The sequence below is a fragment of the Nitritalea halalkaliphila LW7 genome, from assembly GCF_000265075.1.
Taxonomy (GTDB): Bacteria; Bacteroidota; Bacteroidia; order Cytophagales; family Cyclobacteriaceae; genus Nitritalea; species Nitritalea halalkaliphila.
This window is the reverse complement of the sequence record NZ_AJYA01000001.1, coordinates 108,871-126,688: the sequence shown is the minus strand read 5'-3', so window position 1 is coordinate 126,688 and position 17,818 is coordinate 108,871. Positions and strand designations below refer to the sequence as shown.

The following is a 17,818-nucleotide window of genomic DNA, read 5'->3' as shown; positions in this document are numbered from 1 at the left end:
TCGAATGGCCTCAGACGGTACCGTAGCGTACATWCKATMGACAGTGAAGGGTGGCAAATTGCGCAGCGCGCCTTCAGGGCCTGCATGCCGTTAATATCGAAGCAGAGGTGGATGAAACCCTGATCTCCCCAGTCTCTATCACGAAAAAGAGGGATTCCTTTTTTGTCTGTGCGTTCGATAAGCTCTAAGGTCGTTTTACAAAGTAATGGGCTGAAGGCTCCTTTTCGTTCCTTTTCGTGGGTTAGGATTGCTCGCTTCACCGTACAGGGTCCTGGCGTTAGCGGGGTAAGGTCTTCATAGGCAGCCTCGGTAAATTCCTGCACACTATCATAGTCCAGTACATCACGGTAAAAGCGAATGGAGCGTTCGAGGTTACTAACCCCAATAACGCAGCCCAGAACACCGCCTGTAAGTTGCTCATTGCGTGTAAACCAGGCATGATGTTCCACGATGTCAAAGAGATTCCCGTAGGGATCTTCCACGTAGAAATGCACATTTCCTGCGGGATCACTAATCGGTGTACTGCGTAATTTCAGGCCTTCACCTTTAAAGTAGGCGTAGGTAGCCTGTGCGTCCTTACAGCGGATTTTAACGGCATAAATACCTAAATCTCCCAATTTGGGTTTTTCTACAGGTGCTTGTGCCTCCTTGGAGGTGTACTGCCAGATTTCAAATCCCCCTCCCCCCTGCATGTTCATCGCGAGGATGGCATACCGCTCCTGCGCGACACCAGAGGTATATCGGGTCATGAGTTTGGCTACCGCGGCATCCTTAAAAATGGGCACGTTCATACCAAAATACTTTCTATACCAGGCCCAGGCCTCATCTGCCTGCGTAACACCGATACCGACCTGCTGGATACCGCTGATAATAGGAAACTGCTGCATTAACTCGAAATTAAGAGCCGCTTATACAGCGATTTTAAGCTATCTGGCGGCCTGTTAAGGTAAAAAAGAAGGAAGACGATGAGATTTGCTAGCTGAACGCGCAGCCAGCTGTTTTTCTCATACTTCCTCGCGGATACTAAGATACTCTTCGGAATGACAGAAAAGCGATATTTTCCTGATTTTTTTATTCTCCTCACGAGTTCGAAGTCCTCCATGATGGTATAATATTCATCGAACCCACCTAAAGAGCTGAAAATTTTTCGTGTAATAAACAAGGTTTGATCCCCACCTCCTGCCAGCGGACCATTAAAGCGTGTAAACCAGCTGTTGATTTTCAACATGGTCTTTTTCGAGTCGAATTTATAGCGAAAACAACCTGCGTGTGTTCCTTTCCTCAGCTCTGAGGCGATATCGTTCATGAAAGATGGAATGACCTGAGTATCTGCATGGATAAAATAAAACAGGTCCCCTATCGCGACGGAGGCACCCAAATTCATCTGGGCAGCGCGCGTACGCACCTTGCTTACGAGTACTTTAGCACCAGCGGCTTCTGCTAAGGCCACTGTATTATCTGTGCTACCGCCATCGACGACGATTACCTCGGCTAGCCGATGATCTTGGGTGTGTAAAACAGTATCTACGCATTTTGCAATCGTCTCGGCCTCGTTGTACACGGGGATAATGACAGAAACTTTCATGAGGTGTTTACGTTATTCTATACGGGATATGACATAATTTTTTATGGGACTCTGCATGACTGCCTTTATCAGTACGCCCTCTGCATCGTAATAAAACTTATTTTTGTTCCCATTAACATCTACTTCGTAGTACTCCTGCACCTTCTTGACTGGGGCTTTTAAACCATAGTTTTCTGCCAGAAAGAAGGTTTCATTTGTTGGCTCATGAAAGTACATCCGCGCAGAACTAAAGCGCAGCGGACCTTCTATTCGCTCTTTGTTTTCAAACTTGTACGTCTCCGCATCTACCTCATACCCCCCTCTATCCCACTGCACATGCGAAGTAAAATCGCCTCGATTCGTTTTTGTATATGCTTTACTTTCAACGACCTTGCTTCCGTCGTACCGCGTCTCTATACCATAATCCACTTCTACCCTGCCAAAAAACCAAAAACTAACTTTACTCTCAATAGAATAAATAATTGAATTTTCTTTTGACTGCTTCTTGGCTTGCATTTCCCCTATCGAAAATCCCGCAACAGATATCTCATACTTATGGGTGACGACTTGAGCCTCTGATACATAAACTCTTGACAGAAAAGGAATTAAGAAGAAAGAAAGGAGTAAAAGCTCTCTATTCATCTTGCATGATACACATTTTTTATAAGATTTAAAAAAAGAAGAGATTAGGAGATATCTCCTGAAACGACATGATGCCTATAAGCGATCCAGTCCTCTTCTGTATCGATATCATTTAATTCTGCCAGCAGGGTAAGGCCTAGTCCTTTTTCGTTAGCTCTTTGGCGCGTAAGCGGCAGAACTTGCTCTGTACTCCAAGGGATATCCTGAAAAAGGTACTGTAGTGGATCGCGAAGCCCTAACAGGTAATATCCCCCATCCTGAGAAGGTCCTATGACCACATCCTGCGTCGCTAGGACAGCCTGCGCTTCTAGGAGAAGTTCTTCCGTCAGTTCTGGACAGTCTGTGCCGATGATTAACATACGGCTGTACCCCAACTGTTGGATTTTACGGAAAGCATGTAGCATACGTGCTCCGAGGTCAGCACCTTCTTGAATGTGGTGGGGAAAGGCATACTGTTCCAAGTATGCATCCGGTAAAGCAGGGGCTTGGTCATAAAAAACATGTACATCCATGTTATTTTTGACCTTTTCCAGCTGTTGGTAGGTGTAAAGCACCATGGATTTGTAAATCCAAAGTGCTTTTTGATTTCCTACGGTTTTTGCCAGTCGCGTCTTTACATGGCCTGCGATAGCGTGCTTTTGAAAAACGATAATAGCGGTATCCTTCATCTTATGTGGTAGCTCCTCCACAGCTTGAGCCCGAGCCGGCCGTACAGCCGAAGCAGTGCTGTTTTACGATAATCTCACGCTGGTGCAGCTGCTCAGAGTTCCAGTCTTTAATGTGCTGGCTATCGGGAGCAGTTACTTTTAGTTCTAACATCTGATTAAAATCACAGTCGTACAAGAAGCCATCCCATCCTACCGAAATTGTACTTCTGCACATGACATTCATGGCAGCCACGGGATTATAGGCACTGACCAGTTTTTCCATGTAGTTTTCATAATTACCCGAGCTCATCAGGTAGGCCAAATACCGGCTGATGGGTAAATTAGTAATCGTGAAAAGCGCATTGAAAACGATTCCATAGCCATCGGCTAGCTTTTTCTTAAACTGCTGTTCGAGCTCCTGCTGGCTTCCGGGGAGAAAAGCACCAGAGGGGTTATAGACGAGATTAAGGGTAAGACCAGAATCTGCCACGCCATACCCGACAGCGTTCAGCATTTCGAGTGCGCGAATGGATTTACCGAATACACCTTCTCCACGCTGGGCATCTGTTTTCACGGCAGAGAAATAAGGAAGCGAGCTGACCACTTCGATACGATGCTTCTTGAAAAACTCAGGCAGATCGTAATATTTAGGATTCGCTACGATAATCGTTAAATTACAGCGTACGATAATCGCTGCAGTTTGTGTAATGGCTCGTATTTCTTCTATAAACCAGCGAAAATCTGGATTCATCTCAGGTGCTCCGCCTGTAAGATCGATGGTCTTGATGGTGTGCTTACGGATTACCTCCAAGCAGTGCTGCATCGTTTCACGCGTCATGATCTCCTTCCGATCAGGGCCAGCATCCACATGGCAGTGCTTACACACTTGGTTACACATTTTGCCCATGTTGATCTGAAGAATATCGATCGTCGTTGGTTTTAAAGGAAACAAGGCCTGCTCCTGAAGAAAACCCTCGAAGGTTTTGCCCTCTACAGGTTGGTCCAGTACTGCGATTTCTTGTTCTACGCGAGAAAGCGGGTGATTAAGTGCTTTTAATGATTTCATTTAAGAAGCTACAAATTACATCGAAATTTCTTTCACTTTATTCATCATCTGGGTGCTGTGGACTAAAGACGCACCGCCACGTATGGCAGCGGCCACATGTACAGCCTCCATCATTTGTTCTTCATCGCAGCCTTTTTCCATACTATCCACTGTGTAGGCATCGATGCAGTAAGGACACTGTACAGCATGTGCGACAGCTAATGCGATTAGCGATTTTTCACGAGCCGTTAGCGCTCCTTCTTGAAAAACTTCTCCATAATAGGCGAAAAATTTATCCGCCATAGATTTCTGAAACTCGCCTATTTTACCGAATTTTTTAAGGTCTTCAGGATTGTAATACGTTTTCATAGTTATTCGCTTTAGATTCAGTTACGGAATTCCTTCCCGTTTTAGATGTAACTCTCTTTGCATACTAATGTAGGTAAAATTTAGCGAGAAAGGTTAAATTTTCAGCACCTGCTATTGGCTCCTTTCTTATCGAACCTTTAGCGAACTACACCACCAGGTATTAATTTAACTGATAGTCAATAGCTTAGTTCATCAGTGAAGTTTTCCTTCCCTTAAACACTTTTTAAGTAATTTTCAATAAAACAACTGAAATTTACGATTATATTAAATTTTAAGCATTTTAACGGTGAATAAATCATAAATCAGACTTTTCTACGTAATTTGCGTTTAGACACTAACACATACCCATGCAGATTAAAACCATTATCTCCGGATCCGGACATTATTTACCTGAAAACATCGTAAAAAACGAAGACTTTTTCCAGCATGCTTTTATGGATGAGAGCGGAAAAAAACTCGAAAAGCCCGCTCAGGAAGTAGCTGCTAAGCTGGAAGAAATTACTGGCATCCGAGAGCGTCGCTACCTGAGTCCAGGCTTAAACACTTCTGATATGGGTTACTTTGCGGCCGCTAGGGCGCTCCAAGATGCCCAGTTAGATCCCGAAAAGTTAGACTATATCATTTTCGCGCATAATTTCGGAGATGTCAGTGCACGCTATCTGCAAAGCGACATGGTTCCAGCTTTAGCCGCACGCGTCAAGCATAAATTAGGCATTAAAAACCCCAATTGCATCGCCTATGACCTTCCCTTTGGCTGTCCAGGCTGGGTTCAAGGCGTCATTCAGGCAGATTACTACATTCGGTCTGGAGACGCTGAGCATGTGCTGGTCATCGGCGCGGAAACACTTTCTCGTGTCATCGACCCGCATGATCGCGATGCCATGATATTTTCGGATGGAGCGGGCGCCACGCTGCACAGCGCCCTAAAATCAGAGGGGGATGTCGGCCTTCTCTCGCATAAAACACGCACGGACACCGTTACAGAGACCGCGCTGCTCTACATGGCCCCCTCTCATAACCCCAGTTATCCAGAAAATCGCATTTTCGTAAAAATGAACGGCCGGAAGCTGTACGAATACGCGGTTACCACGGTGCCCGGTGTCGTTAAGGAGGCACTGTACAAGGCAGGCATTACGCTTTCCGAGGTGAAAAAAGTGCTCATTCATCAGGCGAATGAAAAAATGGATGAAGCGATACTTAAACGCTTATTCCGCCTCTATGGCCTTCGTGAAATCCCCGAAGGGCTCATGCCGATGAGCATACAGTACTTTGGAAATAACTCTGTGGCCACCATCCCGATTCTTTACGATAGAATCATCCATCAGCAGATGGAGGGCCAAGAACTATCCTCTGGAGATGTGGTCGTTTTCGCCAGTGTAGGCGCAGGCATGCACATAAACGCGATCGTTTACCGCATGCCTTAGCGGCGTTCATCGGACTGCCGTCCAAAAGGATCCTCCAGGAAATATTCCTTGGCCTTTGGGCGGCAGCCCTACCCTTACTACACCTCCACTGGGCGTGCACCTAAGCGCTGGGCTAAGGCTGAACCCGCCATCAGCTGCAGCGTGTGGTATAGCATCAGGGGAAGTAAAATCAAACCAAACACCTGAGGATCAGGAAATAGTACCCTCCCCATTACAGCGCCCTGCACCAGTGATTTTTTACTTCCACAAAACAGGAGCGTGATCCTGTCGGGCAGCGATAAGCCGAGTGCCTTTCCCACTCCATGCATGATGGCGATCATGAAGAAGAAGAAGCCAAGCATCAGCAGCCCGAGCTGCAGCAGCTGACCCCAGCTTTGGCCCGCGAACATATCTGCCCCGAAGCTCTCTGCGAAGGCACTGAAGACAATAAGTAAAATAATGAACTGATCGAAATTTTTAAGCGCCACTTTGTGCCGTTCCACATACCGGATAAGCAGCCGATGAAAAAACAGCCCGATCAGAAGGGGGACCAAGACCTGAAGCGTAAGTTTCTGAAAGGTTTCTCCCAGCGCAAAATCCACAGCCGTATCCGGAAGCATCAGCTCCATCCAGAGGGGTGTCAGAAAAATCCCCACCATACTGGAAATACTCGCATTGAAGATAGCTGCGGGCAAATTACCACGCGCGATCGAGACCATTACCACCGAAGAGGAAACTGTAGAGGGCAATGCAGCCAAATAAAAGGTACCCAGCCAAAGCGGGGTGGCTTCCGCTCCTACCGTATAAAAAAGTAGCAAAATGAACATAGGGAAAAGTAAAAAGGTGGCCGCCTGCACCAAAAGGTGGAGCTTCCAGTTGCGCAGGCCTTTCCATAACTCCTGTGGGCTTAATTTCACCCCATAGAAAAAGAAAATCAGCGATACCCCTATCCCCGTTAGCTTTTTTACTGGAACGGGACTGCTCTCCATACCTAACTCGGGGAAAGCATAGGCCAGCGCGATGGTGCTCAGAAGCAAGAAAAAAAAGGCATTGAAACCTACCTTTTTGAGCGTTTGGAGGAGATGTACCATGCCTAAGGCTGCTGCCGCTTAAAGTGATCGATTAAAATAGCAGTGGCCACGCCTACATTTAAAGATTCGGCTCCGCCAAAGCGGGGGATGGTCAGCGCCTGACTGACATAGGGTCGGCAGGCCTCGGATATCCCATGGGACTCACTTCCCATCAGCAGCACTCCCCCCTGCTGCCAAGGGTACTGATGCACGGAAGCCCCTTCTAAAAAAGCACCATAAATGGGCACTTGGAGCGAAGATAACCACAGCGGCAGATCCACTTCATGCACCCGCACGCGTGTAAAGGACCCCATACTAGCCTGAAGTACTTTGGGATTATAAAGTTCAGCGCAGTCAGCACTGACGAAGATCTCCCGAATGCCGTACCAGTCGGCGATGCGCAGCAAAGTCCCTAAATTTCCTGGATCGCGCACGCCATCTAAGGCAAGCACCAGCTGGTCCACCTGTAGCGTCGGTGCCCCTTGTGGTTCAGGAATTTCGGCCACGGCCAGCACATAGTTGTTTAGCTGTAGCGCACTGGCCTGCTGCAGTTCCCGCTCGCTGACCGAAATCAGGTTAGCCCCTTTCGGCACCCTATTCAGGGTATGAACATGCGCTTCTAGGTAGCGGTCTGTGTATAATAGGTAGCGGATGTTAAAGCCATGTTGGACCATTTCCTCCACATTTTTAACCCCTTCCACAAAAAATAGCCCCTCGGCCTTACGGAATTTCTTGAGATGTAAAGATTTTATAAACTTAAGCGTATTTTTGCTTAACATTTTGACAGCAGACCTAGTGTTAAAGGCCAAAGATATAAACTTATTTTTGCTTCTTCTCCTCACATCGGCGTGTTCTTTAACCCGAAACGTGCCGGAGGACCGCCTTGTGCTATATGACACGAAGGTTTCTGGTGTGAATAAGGAAGACCGTAGGAACATGCAGGGGCTCTTCAAGCAGACGCCCAATACTCGAATCCCTATTTTTAATGGCTCCTTAGGGGTTACCCTTTATCAAATAGGGGCACTAACCTTTAACGAGGAAAACCTAGTAGCTAGGCGTCAGCAGGCGCGCATGGAAAGGGACTCCCTGAATGTACTCCTCAGTGGGGTAAAGACGGACCGAGAGCGCAGAAAGCTCACGCGCAAAGTAGGGCGTCGTGATGATCGAATCGCGAGCCTGAATCGGAACCTGAGCTATGGTAATTTTCTCATGCGCACGGGGAATGAACGCGTGCTTTACTCCCCTGAGCTTATGGAGGAAACGCGGAAGCAGCTACAGTTTTACCTCTCGAATAATGGCTATTTCGATGCCGAGGTGACGGAAGTTTTGCGCCAGCGGCGCAAAAAAGCCTACGTCGACATGCAAGTTAGCGCTTATACGCCTTATCTAATTACTAGCTTCGAAGAAGTCTATGCAGACACCTCCCTATACCAAGCACTGCAGGAATACCCGAACCCCATACGGCTAGGGAATCGCTATGAGCAGGCTGTCATCTCGCGAGACCGGCAGGCTATCGAGGATTTTCTACGGGAAAGGGGGTACTACACCTTTAACAAGTCCTTTATCCAGTACGAGGTAGAAAAAAATTCAGCTACCCAAGAGCTCGGAGTGAAACGACTCATTTCGGCCAATGAGCAAGGGCGGCCACATCAGGTGTTTGTGCTGGATAGCATCCAGTTTTTTATCGATGCCCCTAGCGAGGCCCTTGCAGGTAGAAATCAGAGCCAGCGATTCCGCTACCGAGATATCGATTTCCGCCTCTACGATGAACGCTACTCCGAACGGATTCTCGCTTCACGCGTATTTCTACGAAAAGGTGTGGCCTTTAAGCGTAGTGATGTCATCGAAACGCAGCGGCAACTCGCCAATTTAGACATCTTTCGCTTCATTAACATTACCTTCGAGGCAGTAGGCGACACACTCATTCCACGTATTTTCACCCAGCCAAGTGAAAAGTATCAGCTAGTCAACCAGCTCGGTGCCAGCATCACGGAACAGGTACCGGGGCCCTTTTTTAGCCATTCTCTTCGTAATCGCAACTTGTTTCGGGGGGCAGAAATTTTCGAATTTAACTTTCGTGCAGGGCTTGAAGGCGTCGTCTCCGCCACAGGTGAGGGAGGTGTTTTCCGCTCCCGTGAGGTGAGTACATCCGGATCGATCTTATTCCCTCGCTTCTTAACCCCTGTACGGCTATTTCAAGTTGACCAGATCGGGCGGTACAACCCCCAGACGAGGCTACTGCTAGGGTATAACTATGTGGACAGACCCGAATACAACCGGGAGGGCTTAAATGCTATTTTAGGCTACACGTGGAATACTCGGAATTTTAGGCAGCAGTTCACTCTAAATGTGGTAGACGCTAACTTTATCCGCAGCAGCTTAAGTGATGATTTCAATGCAATACTAGAGGACCTTCAGAATCAAGGGAATAACCTGATTAATTCCTTCTTACCTTCTTACGTCAGTAGTGTAAGTGGTCAGGCTATTTTTAACATCAACCAGTACGGAAATTTTCAAAAACGGAGCGCCTCGCTACTCCGCTTGTATGCCGAAAGTGGCGGTACGACGCTTAATCTGTTGCAGCCAGAGTTCGTAAAAGCTCGAAACCTAGCCTACTTCCAGTTTTTAAAATTTCAGGCAGATTACCGGCGCTTTATCCCGCTGGAGGGGCGCCAAACGATGGGCTATCGGCTGAACTTGGGCGTAGCAAAGCCTTATGGCGTAAGTGACGGGATTCTCCCTTATGAAAAATACTTTTTTGCCGGGGGTAGTACCAGTATCCGCGCTTGGCAGCCACGTCGACTCGGCCCGGGTAGTTTCACACCACCTGTCTTGGAAAATGGTGGCTTCGACTACCGCTTTGAACAGCCAGGAGACATCCTCTTTGAGGCCATGTTCGAATACCGAACGAAAATTTATGGTTATTTCGATGGGGCTCTTTTTCTGGACATTGGGAATAGCTGGACTTTTTTCGAGGACCCTACTCGCCCCGGAGCCCAGTTTCAGTGGGACCGCTTCTTGACAGAACTCGCGGTAGGTACCGGTGTCGGGCTTCGCATGGATTTTGACTTTCTGGTCTTTCGACTAGACATGGGTATAAAGGCTTTTGATCCAGCCCGCCCGATGACCGAACGCTTCATACTCGGCGATTTCTTTAGGCGCTTTCCAGGCCTGCCCGGCCAAATGGTGTTCAATATCGGTATAGGTTATCCCTTTTGAACCCCACACACCACCGAGAAAAACCCCCTACTCCTCGTCTATTTCCCTTACTTCGACCCGTACGGCCTGCGGCAATGGAACCACATTTCCCCCTACTTTTTCGGCGATATAATAGGTGATTTGGGCGCCAAAAAAGGAAAATGACGACCGAATAATAGACCCAAACAAGTAAAATTACCAGGGAGCCCGCAGCGCCATAAGTAGAACCTAAGTCACTGTTTCCCATGTACACACTGATCAGGTACTTACCCAGAGCGAATAAAAGCATCGTAACAAAGGCTCCCATCCAGGTATCTCTCCAGCGGACTTTCGCATCGGGTAAAATCTTATACATGAGCGCGAAAACCACCACCAATAGCAGTTGAACGACCACGAAATGCACGATAGAAGCCAAGTAAATGAAACCCAAGTCCATGAATGCATCGAGATAGTTAAAAAGCACCACTACGGCAGCATCGATAACCAAAGATACGAGCAGGATAAATCCGATCGACGCCACCATAGAAAAGCTCAGGAGCCTGTTGATGACAAACTTTAATAACTCTTTCTGCGGCTTGGGGCGGATGTGCCAAATGTGGTTAAGAGCGCCCTGCAAGCTCACAAAAACCGTAGTGGCTGAAAAAGCTAATACAAGTATGGCCACCAAACTGGAAATACCGCTGCCATCGGCCAGCTCGAAATTATCCATGATACTGACCAGGGTCGCTGCACTTTCCTCGCCAGCCAGGTCAGAGACCTGTAGGACGATTTCCTCCCGGATCTCCGACTCTGAGAAAAAGGCAGAGCCGATGTTCAGTAAAATGATGAGCAGCGCAGGCAAACTAAAAATAGTATAGAAAGCCGTGCTCCCCGCGAAGGTCATAGAGTCGGAACTCGTAAAGTCTTTAACGCTGTCGATAATAATATCGACAGCGGTTAATTTTCGTATTTTATTGATTACGCGTTTTGCCATAACAGAAGGGTCTCGTTTACAGTGCCTCCTCCCAAAGATCCTTTAAAGTATAGGGACTCTGTTCACCCACAAAAGGGCCTCCGTCCAGGAAGCGATACTGCTTACCGATATGGAGCAACCTGCCGAGCTGCTCATCGGAGAACTGAAGAGAAGCCGAGGCTAAATTTTGCTGAATGCGCGCTTCATTTACCGATTTCGGAATAACCACGATATTCCGATGCAAGGCATACGCGATGAGTACCTGAGCAGGCGAACAGCTGAGCTCCTCAGCAAGCGCTTTTACCACTGGATCTTCCATCAGTAGCGGCTCATCTTCTTTTTTCATGGACGCGTGTCGATCTCCTGAACCTAGCGGAGAATAAGCTGTGATGCCGATTTGGTTCGCAAAACAGAAATCCACTAATGCATCTTGTGGCAAGTAAGGATGTAATTCTACCTGGTTCATTTCAGGATAAAGCGTGGCCTGGTCCATGATCTCCTTTAACTTCGCAGAATTAAAATTAGAGACCCCGATGTGGCGGGTAAGCCCCTCTTCTTGCACCCGCTCCATTCCCAACCAGGTCTGGCGTAGTGGAACGTCATGGTAGGTGTAAAACTCTTCGCGCGTTCGCGCAAAGGCTACTCCGGGTTTGTAACTAACCGGCCAGTGAATTAAGTATAAATCGACATAGTCCAGGCGTAGGTCCGACAGAGTTTTCTTAAGTGCCGGTGCCACATCTTCTAATCGGTGATTCGAGTTCCATAGCTTCGAGGTAATAAATAACTCCTCCCGCGTGACCGTACCTGCCTCCATAAGCTCCTGCAAGGCGCGGCCTACCTCATGCTCATTTTCATAGATGGCCGCGCAGTCGATATGCCGGTACCCTGCTTCTACTGCCCATTTTACCGCTTGATAGACCTCACCAGGCTTACTTTTCCAAGTTCCCAGCCCTAACATCGGCATTGTATCACCATTTTTAAATGAAAATGTTTTCATGATTCTTTCTATTTAGTACGCTTTTTTAATTAACGAAATATGGAGTCAACCGTTCTCAACATCCGCAGAAAAGATGCCAGCTATTCCGTAACTGGCTAATTTTAAATTTTTCTTCTATCCATCAACAGACAGCTGCCCCTTAGCGAAGTACATTATGCAGGAGCAAAAAACAAACGCTGGAATCAGTCGTGATATTTTTTCAGGTAACTACTAAAGCGACGCATTACCCATACATGCGCGATGGCCTGCGTATTGACATAGATGATCCATGGCAGTCGGGGCACAAATTCATGAATCGCCGTCATAATATGTTTACCGCCCAGCACTTCTCGGAACTCCAGCCAGCCATAATCGATACGCTTTACCAGCCATCCTCCTGTAATGTAAAACAACTGGCGCTTATGATCACTACGGTCGGGCACCAGGGACAGCTTCAGCATCGGCTTTTTAAAAAATAGCGGATAAAAAGCCACTTCCCCCTTTCCATTATCTGCGGCATTAATAAAGACGCTAAAGAAAGTCGGGAGCCATACCTTATAGCGATTCGCTACCCACTGAGCACTGCGGTGACGCGTATTGGGTAGGCGCTGAATGCTGCGGACTGTATTTTTAGGCTTAGCCTCTTTCTTAAAGGTAGGGCTACAGGGCACTTCTTTGGCGCGAGCCAAGGCATCCGAAACGCTTTCTTCATAACTGAGGTAATCGATTTCAGCGAGATCAAAGCGCAGCGCGGGGTCCACCGTAAGGGTATGGCGAAGGCTTTCCACCAGAGGGGAGACCAGCGAGCTCGGGCTATCGCTAAAAAAGCCCACCCAAAGCTTGGAGAAGCCAACAGAAAACACGGGCACAGAGAAGATATAACGCTTTTTGCCCATGGCCTTCGCCGCCAGCTCCATCATCTGCTTGTAACTCAAAACTTCTGGGGAGCCGATCTCAAACACGCGACCGTAAGCTTCCGGATTTCCAAGGCATACATCCATTATCTGCAAGGTATCCCGTAGTGAAATCGCTTGCGTCTCCGAGAGCGTCCATTTCGGACAAGCCATCACGGGCAACTTGCGCACTAACTTTTCGATCATTTGGAAGGAGGATCCGCCTGGGCCCACGATGATTCCCGCTCGAAGTGCAGTAAACGGAATTCCTTTAGCCGATAAGGTCTCCTCTACCTCTAGACGACTAGATAAGTGCTTACTCATCGGGTAATCCCCCGTTTCCTTCGGTAAAATGCCGCCTAGATAAAGGATATGCTGGATACCGACCTTTTGCGCTGCCCGCGCAAAATTATCTGCCAGCAATAAATCCGTGTCTTCGAAGCTGCCCTGATTGAGGCGTGTCGAAGGACTCATGGAATGGATCAAGTAGATGGCGTAATCCGCCCCCTGCAGCGCCATGGTCGTGGAAGTAATGGAGTAAAGTTCTACTTGCCGCCATTCGATGTCCGGATGCTGTTCCCCCACCACTTCTCTTCTGCTCAGCGCGATAATGCGGTATTTACCGGCGAAGGTGGCGATGAACCACTTGCCGATGTAGCCGTTAGCGCCTGCGATTACGATGGTGGGTTTTTTTTGCATTTAAAGGGGAGCTTGTAAACTGTAACGTAGCGCCTCCGAGGCCAGACGGCCCGAAGTCATGGCCGCATTTATGGAGGCATTTAACTGATGATCGCCTGCCAGAAAAACATGTTCATTTAGCTTAAACTGAGTAAAATTAACTGCATAGCGCATGTCTTCTACCTCAGGCAAGGCCTCTTGGATGTGATAACTCTTTAGAAACGTGAAGTGTTCAGCAGAGATGCCCGTTAGCGCTTCTAACTCTACCCGCACCTCCTGAATTACTTTTTCAGGGTCTGAGACTCGCCAACACTACAGAAACAGAAAGCAGCGCCTTGCCTGCAGGAGCATAGGCAGCACTTACATCTGTCATAAACACGATATTATTCGTCCAAAAGCGCTCATCTGGCACCAGCCCGATCATCGGAGCACCGATAAAAGACTTCGGAACGGTAAAATAACAGTTGAAAACACGACGATATGTATTAATTTGACCCCGCAGCTGCGGGATAACCACATCCGGCTTGCAGGCCACGAGAATCCGATCTGCCTCCAGCACACTGCCATCCTGTAGGTAAATGCGATTCATTTCGATTCGGTCCACAGGAGTCTGTAAGCGTAGGGTGGTTTGCTTGAGTTTAGCGGCCAGCTGCTCGGGGATGCGTTGCATCCCTTTGGCCGGAACGGCCGCATGTCCCTCTCCGAAAAGTTTGAATACGAATTTAAACATCCGCGAAGAGGTTCTCAAGTCGTTTTCCAAGAAGATTCCTTTAAAGAATGGCTTGAAAAACTGGGTGATCATTTTATCGGAGAAACCATAATTTCGTAAAAATTCGATCGTGGGCTGCTGTGGCTCTTCGAAAATGCTCTCCACGGATTTGCTTTTCAGCTCACGTGTGAGGTAAAAGAGGGAGAGCTTGTCCTTTAGTGTCCCGACCTGCGAAAAGGCCATGGTCACCAGTTTTAGTGGGTTCCGAATGGGGTCATGAATCGCGAAGGAATTTCCTGGCTTCACGATCAGTGCACCAGGCGAAAACATGCGTAACTCGAGTGCCGCATAATCTAAATAACGTTTGGCTTCGGGATAGGCCGTTAGGAGCACCTGAAAACCACGATCAAACAGGAATCCATCCTGCTTGTCCGTACGGATTCTTCCCCCCACCGCATCGGAGGCTTCTAAAAGGGTGGGGTTAAACCCGGCTTGCTCTAACTCATAGGCAGCCACTAAACCGGCGACACCGGCTCCGATAATAACGATATTCTGACTCATATAGGCGTAAAGGATGCGTTGAATGTTTTACTCACTCAGGATAGAATTGTTCAAAATTACATGATTCATCAAAAGGTTTCAGCCGATAGGGCATATATGTAGATGAATGCAGTTAATTTAGGGATGAAAACACTTTTTTCTGAAAGATCGAAAGGGGTAATTTACTAGTTGAAGTTTGGCCGTGCCCGGCCAAAGCCAATATCCTTAGGCGAAAATCACGCTTTTTGATGAATGGTTTGGTGTGGCGATGAAAATTCACCTTTTTACGAAATTAAATGTATAGACAGCTTATGACAGTACGTAATGGCACATGGTTCTTACTGAGCATGTTACTTCTTTGGCACAGCTCGGTGACGGCACAGCGCTACTTCCCTCCTGCTGGCCACTGGGAGAAAAAAAGTCCGGAGTCCCTTGGCGTAAATGCTACGAAGTTATCGGAGGCGGTGCGCTTCGCGCAAGAAAAGGAAAGCTCGGCGGACCGCAACTTAAAAATCGCACACTACGAAAGTGCTTTTGGGCGTGAGCCCTTCGGTTACCCTGTAGGGCCCATGAAAAATCGCGGAGAAGCTACCGGACTTGTGATCTATAAGGGGTATGTCGTGGCGGAATGGGGAGACCCACAGCGTGTAGACCTCACCTTCAGCGTGGCGAAGAGTATCTTGTCCACCACAGTGGGATTAGCCTTCGACCGGGGCTTGATCGCAGATATTCACCAGCCAGTGTACACGCAGATGGCGCCGATTATTCCTTATCAGCCCGAGCGGATGTCCATAAATAAGGCCGACCACTTGCTGGAAGAGGATGTTTTCGAGCTCTTTCCGGGGGATCATAACCGCAAAATCACCTGGGATCACCTGCTACGGCAAACGTCCGACTGGGAAGGCAGTCTTTGGGGCAAGCCTGACTGGGCAGATCGTCCGAGGGGGAATGCATCGACTTGGCGCTCGCGTGAGCGTTTTGAGCCGGGAACGCACTATACGTATAATGACACGCGGGTGAATGTGCTGGCGCTGGCCGCATTGAATATTTGGCGCAAGCCACTTCCGCAAGTCCTTCGCGAGGAGCTCATGGATCCTATCGGTGCCAGTCCGACGTGGCGCTGGACGGGTTATGAAAATTCTTTTGTGGTTTTGGATGGGCAGATCGTACAGTCCGTCAGTGGAGGCTCCCACTGGGGTGGAGGCCTTTTTATTAATGCCTATGATCAAGCCCGTTTTGGTTACCTGACGCTGGCGGAGGGCGAATGGCAGGGTCGGCAGGTGATTTCAAAGGAATGGTTGGCCATGGCCAAGACACCTACCCCCGTGCAGCCCAACTATGGTTTTATGAATTTTTTCTTGAATACGGATAAGAAAGAAATTCCTTCAGCGCCTGAGGAGGCATTTTTCCACTTGGGTGCGGGCGTAAATATTATTTATGTGGACCCCGTGCATGACCTGATGATCGTGAGCCGCTGGATCGATAATGCCGCTAAGGCGGAGCTAATCGCTAAGGTGCTGGAAAGCTTACCGAAGTAGTCGTAAACGAAGGAAAAGCCTGCTTGCAAGGGATATCTATCGCTTGCAGGCAGGCTTTTACATATTCCAGCATTAAGAAGTTTTAAGAGCCGCTGCTGTTAGGTTGCTCGTTTCGGGGAGTACTAGGCTTCTTAGCGCCGCTGCGCTTCTTTTTCCAGCTCCCTTTGCGTTTTGCATCCCCGCCTGAACCTGCTGCAGAAGCGCTTTGGCCTCCACCAGCAGGACGCTTGTGACGACCACCGCCGCCACTGCCGCCTTTTCCTTTTCTTCCGTAGCTAGGTCCCTCTTGCATGCCCTCCGGCAATGCAGGCTTTTCTACCTCCATTCCGATTAGATCCTCGATGGCGTTAAACTTGCGAATATCCTTTTCATTAATAAACGTAATCGCCTCCCCCTTCGAGTCAGCCCGGGCGGTACGGCCCACACGATGCACATAATCTTCCGGATCCCCTGGCACGTCGAAATTCACCACCAGTTCGATTCCCACCACATCGATACCACGTGAAATGATATCTGTACCGATCAGCACTTTCAGCTGTCGATTTTTAAAGCGGCTCATGATTTTTTCCCGCTCCATCTGATCGAGGTCCGAATGGAAGGCCTCCACCTCATGGGTTTTGCGCAGGCGCTGGTACAAGCTTTTCACCTTATCCTTCGTAGAAGCGAAAATAATAACTGCTTCGTAGGGCTTTTGCGCCAGCAAATGCACCAATAGGGCCTCCTTATCGGGATCATGCACCATGTACGCCTGCTGCGTCACCCCCTCCGCAGTTTTACCTACCGACAGGGTCACTTCCTTAAAGGGGTAGCTCAAAATCTTACGCGCAAACTGCCGAATTTTCGGTGGCATGGTAGCTGAAAAAAGGATGGTCTGCCGCTTGGTAGGCAGTGCCTTTACGATCCGAAAAAGATCATCCGAGAAGCCCATGTCCAGCATGCGATCTGCTTCATCTAAGATCAGATGCTTAAGGGAGCTTAAGTCTACTTTGCCTCCGGCCAAAAGGGCAATCAGACGCCCTGGGGTAGCCACGACGATGTCCGCCCCCTGTGTGAGTGCCCGCTTCTGCACCTCCCAGGTGGCTCCATCACCGCCGCCGTAGACGGGAATGGAACTCACTCCCGTGAAGTAGCCGAAGCCCTGAATCTGCTGCTCAATCTGTATGGCCAGCTCCCGAGTCGGGGCTAAAATTAGGGTATTAATGCCGCCGGTAGATTCCTCGGCGATACGATGCAAAATCGGAAGTACGAAGGCAGCCGTCTTCCCCGTGCCGGTCTGCGCACAAGCGATCAGATCATGTCCGGCGAGAATTTCGGGAATGGCTTGCTCCTGTACGGGTGTGGGGGTATCGAAACCCATCGCCTCCAAGCCTTCTTGTAACGATGCGGTAAAATTAAATGCGGAAAATCCCAAAATCTTGTTTGTTAAGTCATTAAATCGTCACTAAGATAGGAGGAATCCCGCTGAAAACAAAAACCAAACGGCGAAGACGATTTAGAAGTGCTTAAATGCGAGAAAATGGGCGAAAAATGCGGCTTTCAAGCAGAAAGTGAGCATATTTAAGGGCAAATCCTTTCCGAAGTAATCATGAAAAGC

Annotated in this window: 17 protein-coding genes; 3 read left to right on the top strand and 14 right to left on the bottom strand. The window is 48.4% G+C overall.

The window, feature by feature from the left end:
* The 6 genes from A3SI_RS00540 to A3SI_RS00515 form a co-directional block, all read right to left on the bottom strand.
* On the bottom strand, positions 1-887 hold an 887-nt coding region (locus tag A3SI_RS00540; RefSeq protein WP_009053137.1), incomplete at its 3' end, for a VOC family protein.
* The gene (locus A3SI_RS00535; protein ID WP_009053136.1) at positions 887-1,585 is read right to left on the bottom strand and encodes a TIGR04283 family arsenosugar biosynthesis glycosyltransferase; all 699 of its coding nucleotides are present in this window, start codon (positions 1,583-1,585) and stop codon (positions 887-889) included. The genes A3SI_RS00535 and A3SI_RS00540, both read right to left, overlap by 1 nt.
* A 12-nt stretch (positions 1,586-1,597) precedes the next feature.
* Positions 1,598-2,206: a DUF6134 family protein gene (locus A3SI_RS00530; RefSeq protein ID WP_009053135.1), complete on the bottom strand. Its 609-nt coding sequence runs from the start codon at positions 2,204-2,206 to the stop codon at positions 1,598-1,600.
* Positions 2,207-2,250: 44 nt separating this feature from the next.
* A complete protein-coding gene (locus tag A3SI_RS00525) occupies positions 2,251-2,895 on the bottom strand; it encodes a TIGR04282 family arsenosugar biosynthesis glycosyltransferase (RefSeq protein ID WP_009053134.1) in 645 nt (214 codons plus the stop codon).
* Complete coding sequence (gene arsS, locus A3SI_RS00520) at positions 2,876-3,919, bottom strand: arsenosugar biosynthesis radical SAM (seleno)protein ArsS (RefSeq protein ID WP_009053133.1); 1,044 nt, start codon at positions 3,917-3,919, stop codon at positions 2,876-2,878. Before arsS ends, A3SI_RS00525 begins: the two co-directional genes overlap by 20 nt.
* Before the next feature lie 15 nt (positions 3,920-3,934).
* On the bottom strand, positions 3,935-4,267 hold the full coding sequence (locus A3SI_RS00515; RefSeq protein ID WP_009053132.1) for an arsenosugar biosynthesis-associated peroxidase-like protein: 333 nt from the start codon (positions 4,265-4,267) through the stop codon (positions 3,935-3,937).
* A 347-nt stretch (positions 4,268-4,614) separates the two neighbouring features.
* Between A3SI_RS00515 and A3SI_RS00510 the strand changes: the two genes are divergently transcribed.
* Positions 4,615-5,691 carry a 3-oxoacyl-ACP synthase III family protein gene (locus tag A3SI_RS00510; RefSeq protein WP_009053131.1) on the top strand — a complete coding sequence of 359 codons (1,077 nt, stop codon included), beginning with the start codon at positions 4,615-4,617 and terminating at the stop codon, positions 5,689-5,691.
* 77 nt (positions 5,692-5,768) lie between these two features.
* Here the strand turns inward: A3SI_RS00510 and A3SI_RS00505 are convergent, their stop codons facing one another.
* A complete protein-coding gene (locus A3SI_RS00505; protein WP_009053130.1) occupies positions 5,769-6,761 on the bottom strand; it encodes a bile acid:sodium symporter family protein in 993 nt (330 codons plus the stop codon).
* Between the two features lie 2 nt (positions 6,762-6,763).
* Positions 6,764-7,519: a TrmH family RNA methyltransferase gene (locus A3SI_RS00500; protein ID WP_009053129.1), complete on the bottom strand. Its 756-nt coding sequence runs from the start codon at positions 7,517-7,519 to the stop codon at positions 6,764-6,766.
* An 88-nt stretch (positions 7,520-7,607) separates the two neighbouring features.
* On the opposite strand from A3SI_RS00500, the gene tamL reads away from it, so the two are divergent.
* Entirely contained in the window at positions 7,608-9,959 is a 2,352-nt protein-coding gene (tamL, locus tag A3SI_RS00495; protein ID WP_156810096.1) for a translocation and assembly module lipoprotein TamL, read from the top strand.
* Here the strand turns inward: tamL and A3SI_RS00490 are convergent.
* The 5 genes from A3SI_RS00490 to A3SI_RS00475 all read right to left on the bottom strand — a co-directional run bounded on the left by A3SI_RS00490 (position 9,931) and on the right by A3SI_RS00475 (position 14,707).
* Positions 9,931-10,911 (bottom strand): YihY/virulence factor BrkB family protein, encoded by a 981-nt coding sequence (locus tag A3SI_RS00490; RefSeq protein WP_009053127.1) that lies wholly within the window; start codon positions 10,909-10,911, stop codon positions 9,931-9,933. The two genes, tamL and A3SI_RS00490, sit on opposite strands and share 29 nt — an antisense overlap.
* A 16-nt stretch (positions 10,912-10,927) precedes the next feature.
* Complete coding sequence (locus A3SI_RS00485; RefSeq protein ID WP_009053126.1) at positions 10,928-11,887, bottom strand: aldo/keto reductase; 960 nt, start codon at positions 11,885-11,887, stop codon at positions 10,928-10,930.
* A gap of 182 nt (positions 11,888-12,069) precedes the next feature.
* Positions 12,070-13,458: an NmrA family NAD(P)-binding protein gene (locus tag A3SI_RS00480; protein WP_009053125.1), complete on the bottom strand. Its 1,389-nt coding sequence runs from the start codon at positions 13,456-13,458 to the stop codon at positions 12,070-12,072.
* Positions 13,459-13,710, bottom strand: coding sequence for a hypothetical protein (locus A3SI_RS21910; protein ID WP_316929020.1), 252 nt, complete (start codon positions 13,708-13,710; stop codon positions 13,459-13,461).
* A 16-nt stretch (positions 13,711-13,726) separates the two neighbouring features.
* Positions 13,727-14,707 carry an NAD(P)/FAD-dependent oxidoreductase gene (locus A3SI_RS00475; protein WP_316929019.1) on the bottom strand — a complete coding sequence of 327 codons (981 nt, stop codon included), beginning with the start codon at positions 14,705-14,707 and terminating at the stop codon, positions 13,727-13,729.
* 326 nt (positions 14,708-15,033) lie between these two features.
* Between A3SI_RS00475 and A3SI_RS00470 the strand changes: the two genes are divergently transcribed.
* Positions 15,034-16,224: a serine hydrolase domain-containing protein gene (locus A3SI_RS00470; protein WP_009053124.1), complete on the top strand. Its 1,191-nt coding sequence runs from the start codon at positions 15,034-15,036 to the stop codon at positions 16,222-16,224.
* 82 nt (positions 16,225-16,306) lie between these two features.
* Here A3SI_RS00470 and A3SI_RS00465 read toward each other — a convergent pair whose 3' ends face one another.
* Positions 16,307-17,635: a DEAD/DEAH box helicase gene (locus A3SI_RS00465; RefSeq protein ID WP_009053123.1), complete on the bottom strand. Its 1,329-nt coding sequence runs from the start codon at positions 17,633-17,635 to the stop codon at positions 16,307-16,309.
* Positions 17,636-17,818 lie beyond the last annotated feature (183 nt).

What these genes read in the sequence shown, in the direction of transcription:
- A3SI_RS00480 (WP_009053125.1), bottom strand. Translation starts at nt 13,458, where the DNA reads ATGCAAAAAAAACCCACCATCGTAATCGCAGGCGCTAACGGCTACATC.
- A3SI_RS00535 (WP_009053136.1), bottom strand. Translation starts at nt 1,585, where the DNA reads ATGAAAGTTTCTGTCATTATCCCCGTGTACAACGAGGCCGAGACGATT.
- A3SI_RS00475 (WP_316929019.1), bottom strand. Translation starts at nt 14,707, where the DNA reads ATGAGTCAGAATATCGTTATTATCGGAGCCGGTGTCGCCGGTTTAGTG.
- A3SI_RS00485 (WP_009053126.1), bottom strand. Translation starts at nt 11,887, where the DNA reads ATGAAAACATTTTCATTTAAAAATGGTGATACAATGCCGATGTTAGGG.
- arsS (WP_009053133.1), bottom strand. Translation starts at nt 3,919, where the DNA reads ATGAAATCATTAAAAGCACTTAATCACCCGCTTTCTCGCGTAGAACAA.
- A3SI_RS00505 (WP_009053130.1), bottom strand. Translation starts at nt 6,761, where the DNA reads ATGGTACATCTCCTCCAAACGCTCAAAAAGGTAGGTTTCAATGCCTTT.
- A3SI_RS00490 (WP_009053127.1), bottom strand. Translation starts at nt 10,911, where the DNA reads ATGGCAAAACGCGTAATCAATAAAATACGAAAATTAACCGCTGTCGAT.
- A3SI_RS00530 (WP_009053135.1), bottom strand. Translation starts at nt 2,206, where the DNA reads ATGAATAGAGAGCTTTTACTCCTTTCTTTCTTCTTAATTCCTTTTCTG.
- A3SI_RS00470 (WP_009053124.1), top strand. Translation starts at nt 15,034, where the DNA reads ATGTTACTTCTTTGGCACAGCTCGGTGACGGCACAGCGCTACTTCCCT.
- A3SI_RS00515 (WP_009053132.1), bottom strand. Translation starts at nt 4,267, where the DNA reads ATGAAAACGTATTACAATCCTGAAGACCTTAAAAAATTCGGTAAAATA.
- A3SI_RS00510 (WP_009053131.1), top strand. Translation starts at nt 4,615, where the DNA reads ATGCAGATTAAAACCATTATCTCCGGATCCGGACATTATTTACCTGAA.
- A3SI_RS00500 (WP_009053129.1), bottom strand. Translation starts at nt 7,519, where the DNA reads ATGTTAAGCAAAAATACGCTTAAGTTTATAAAATCTTTACATCTCAAG.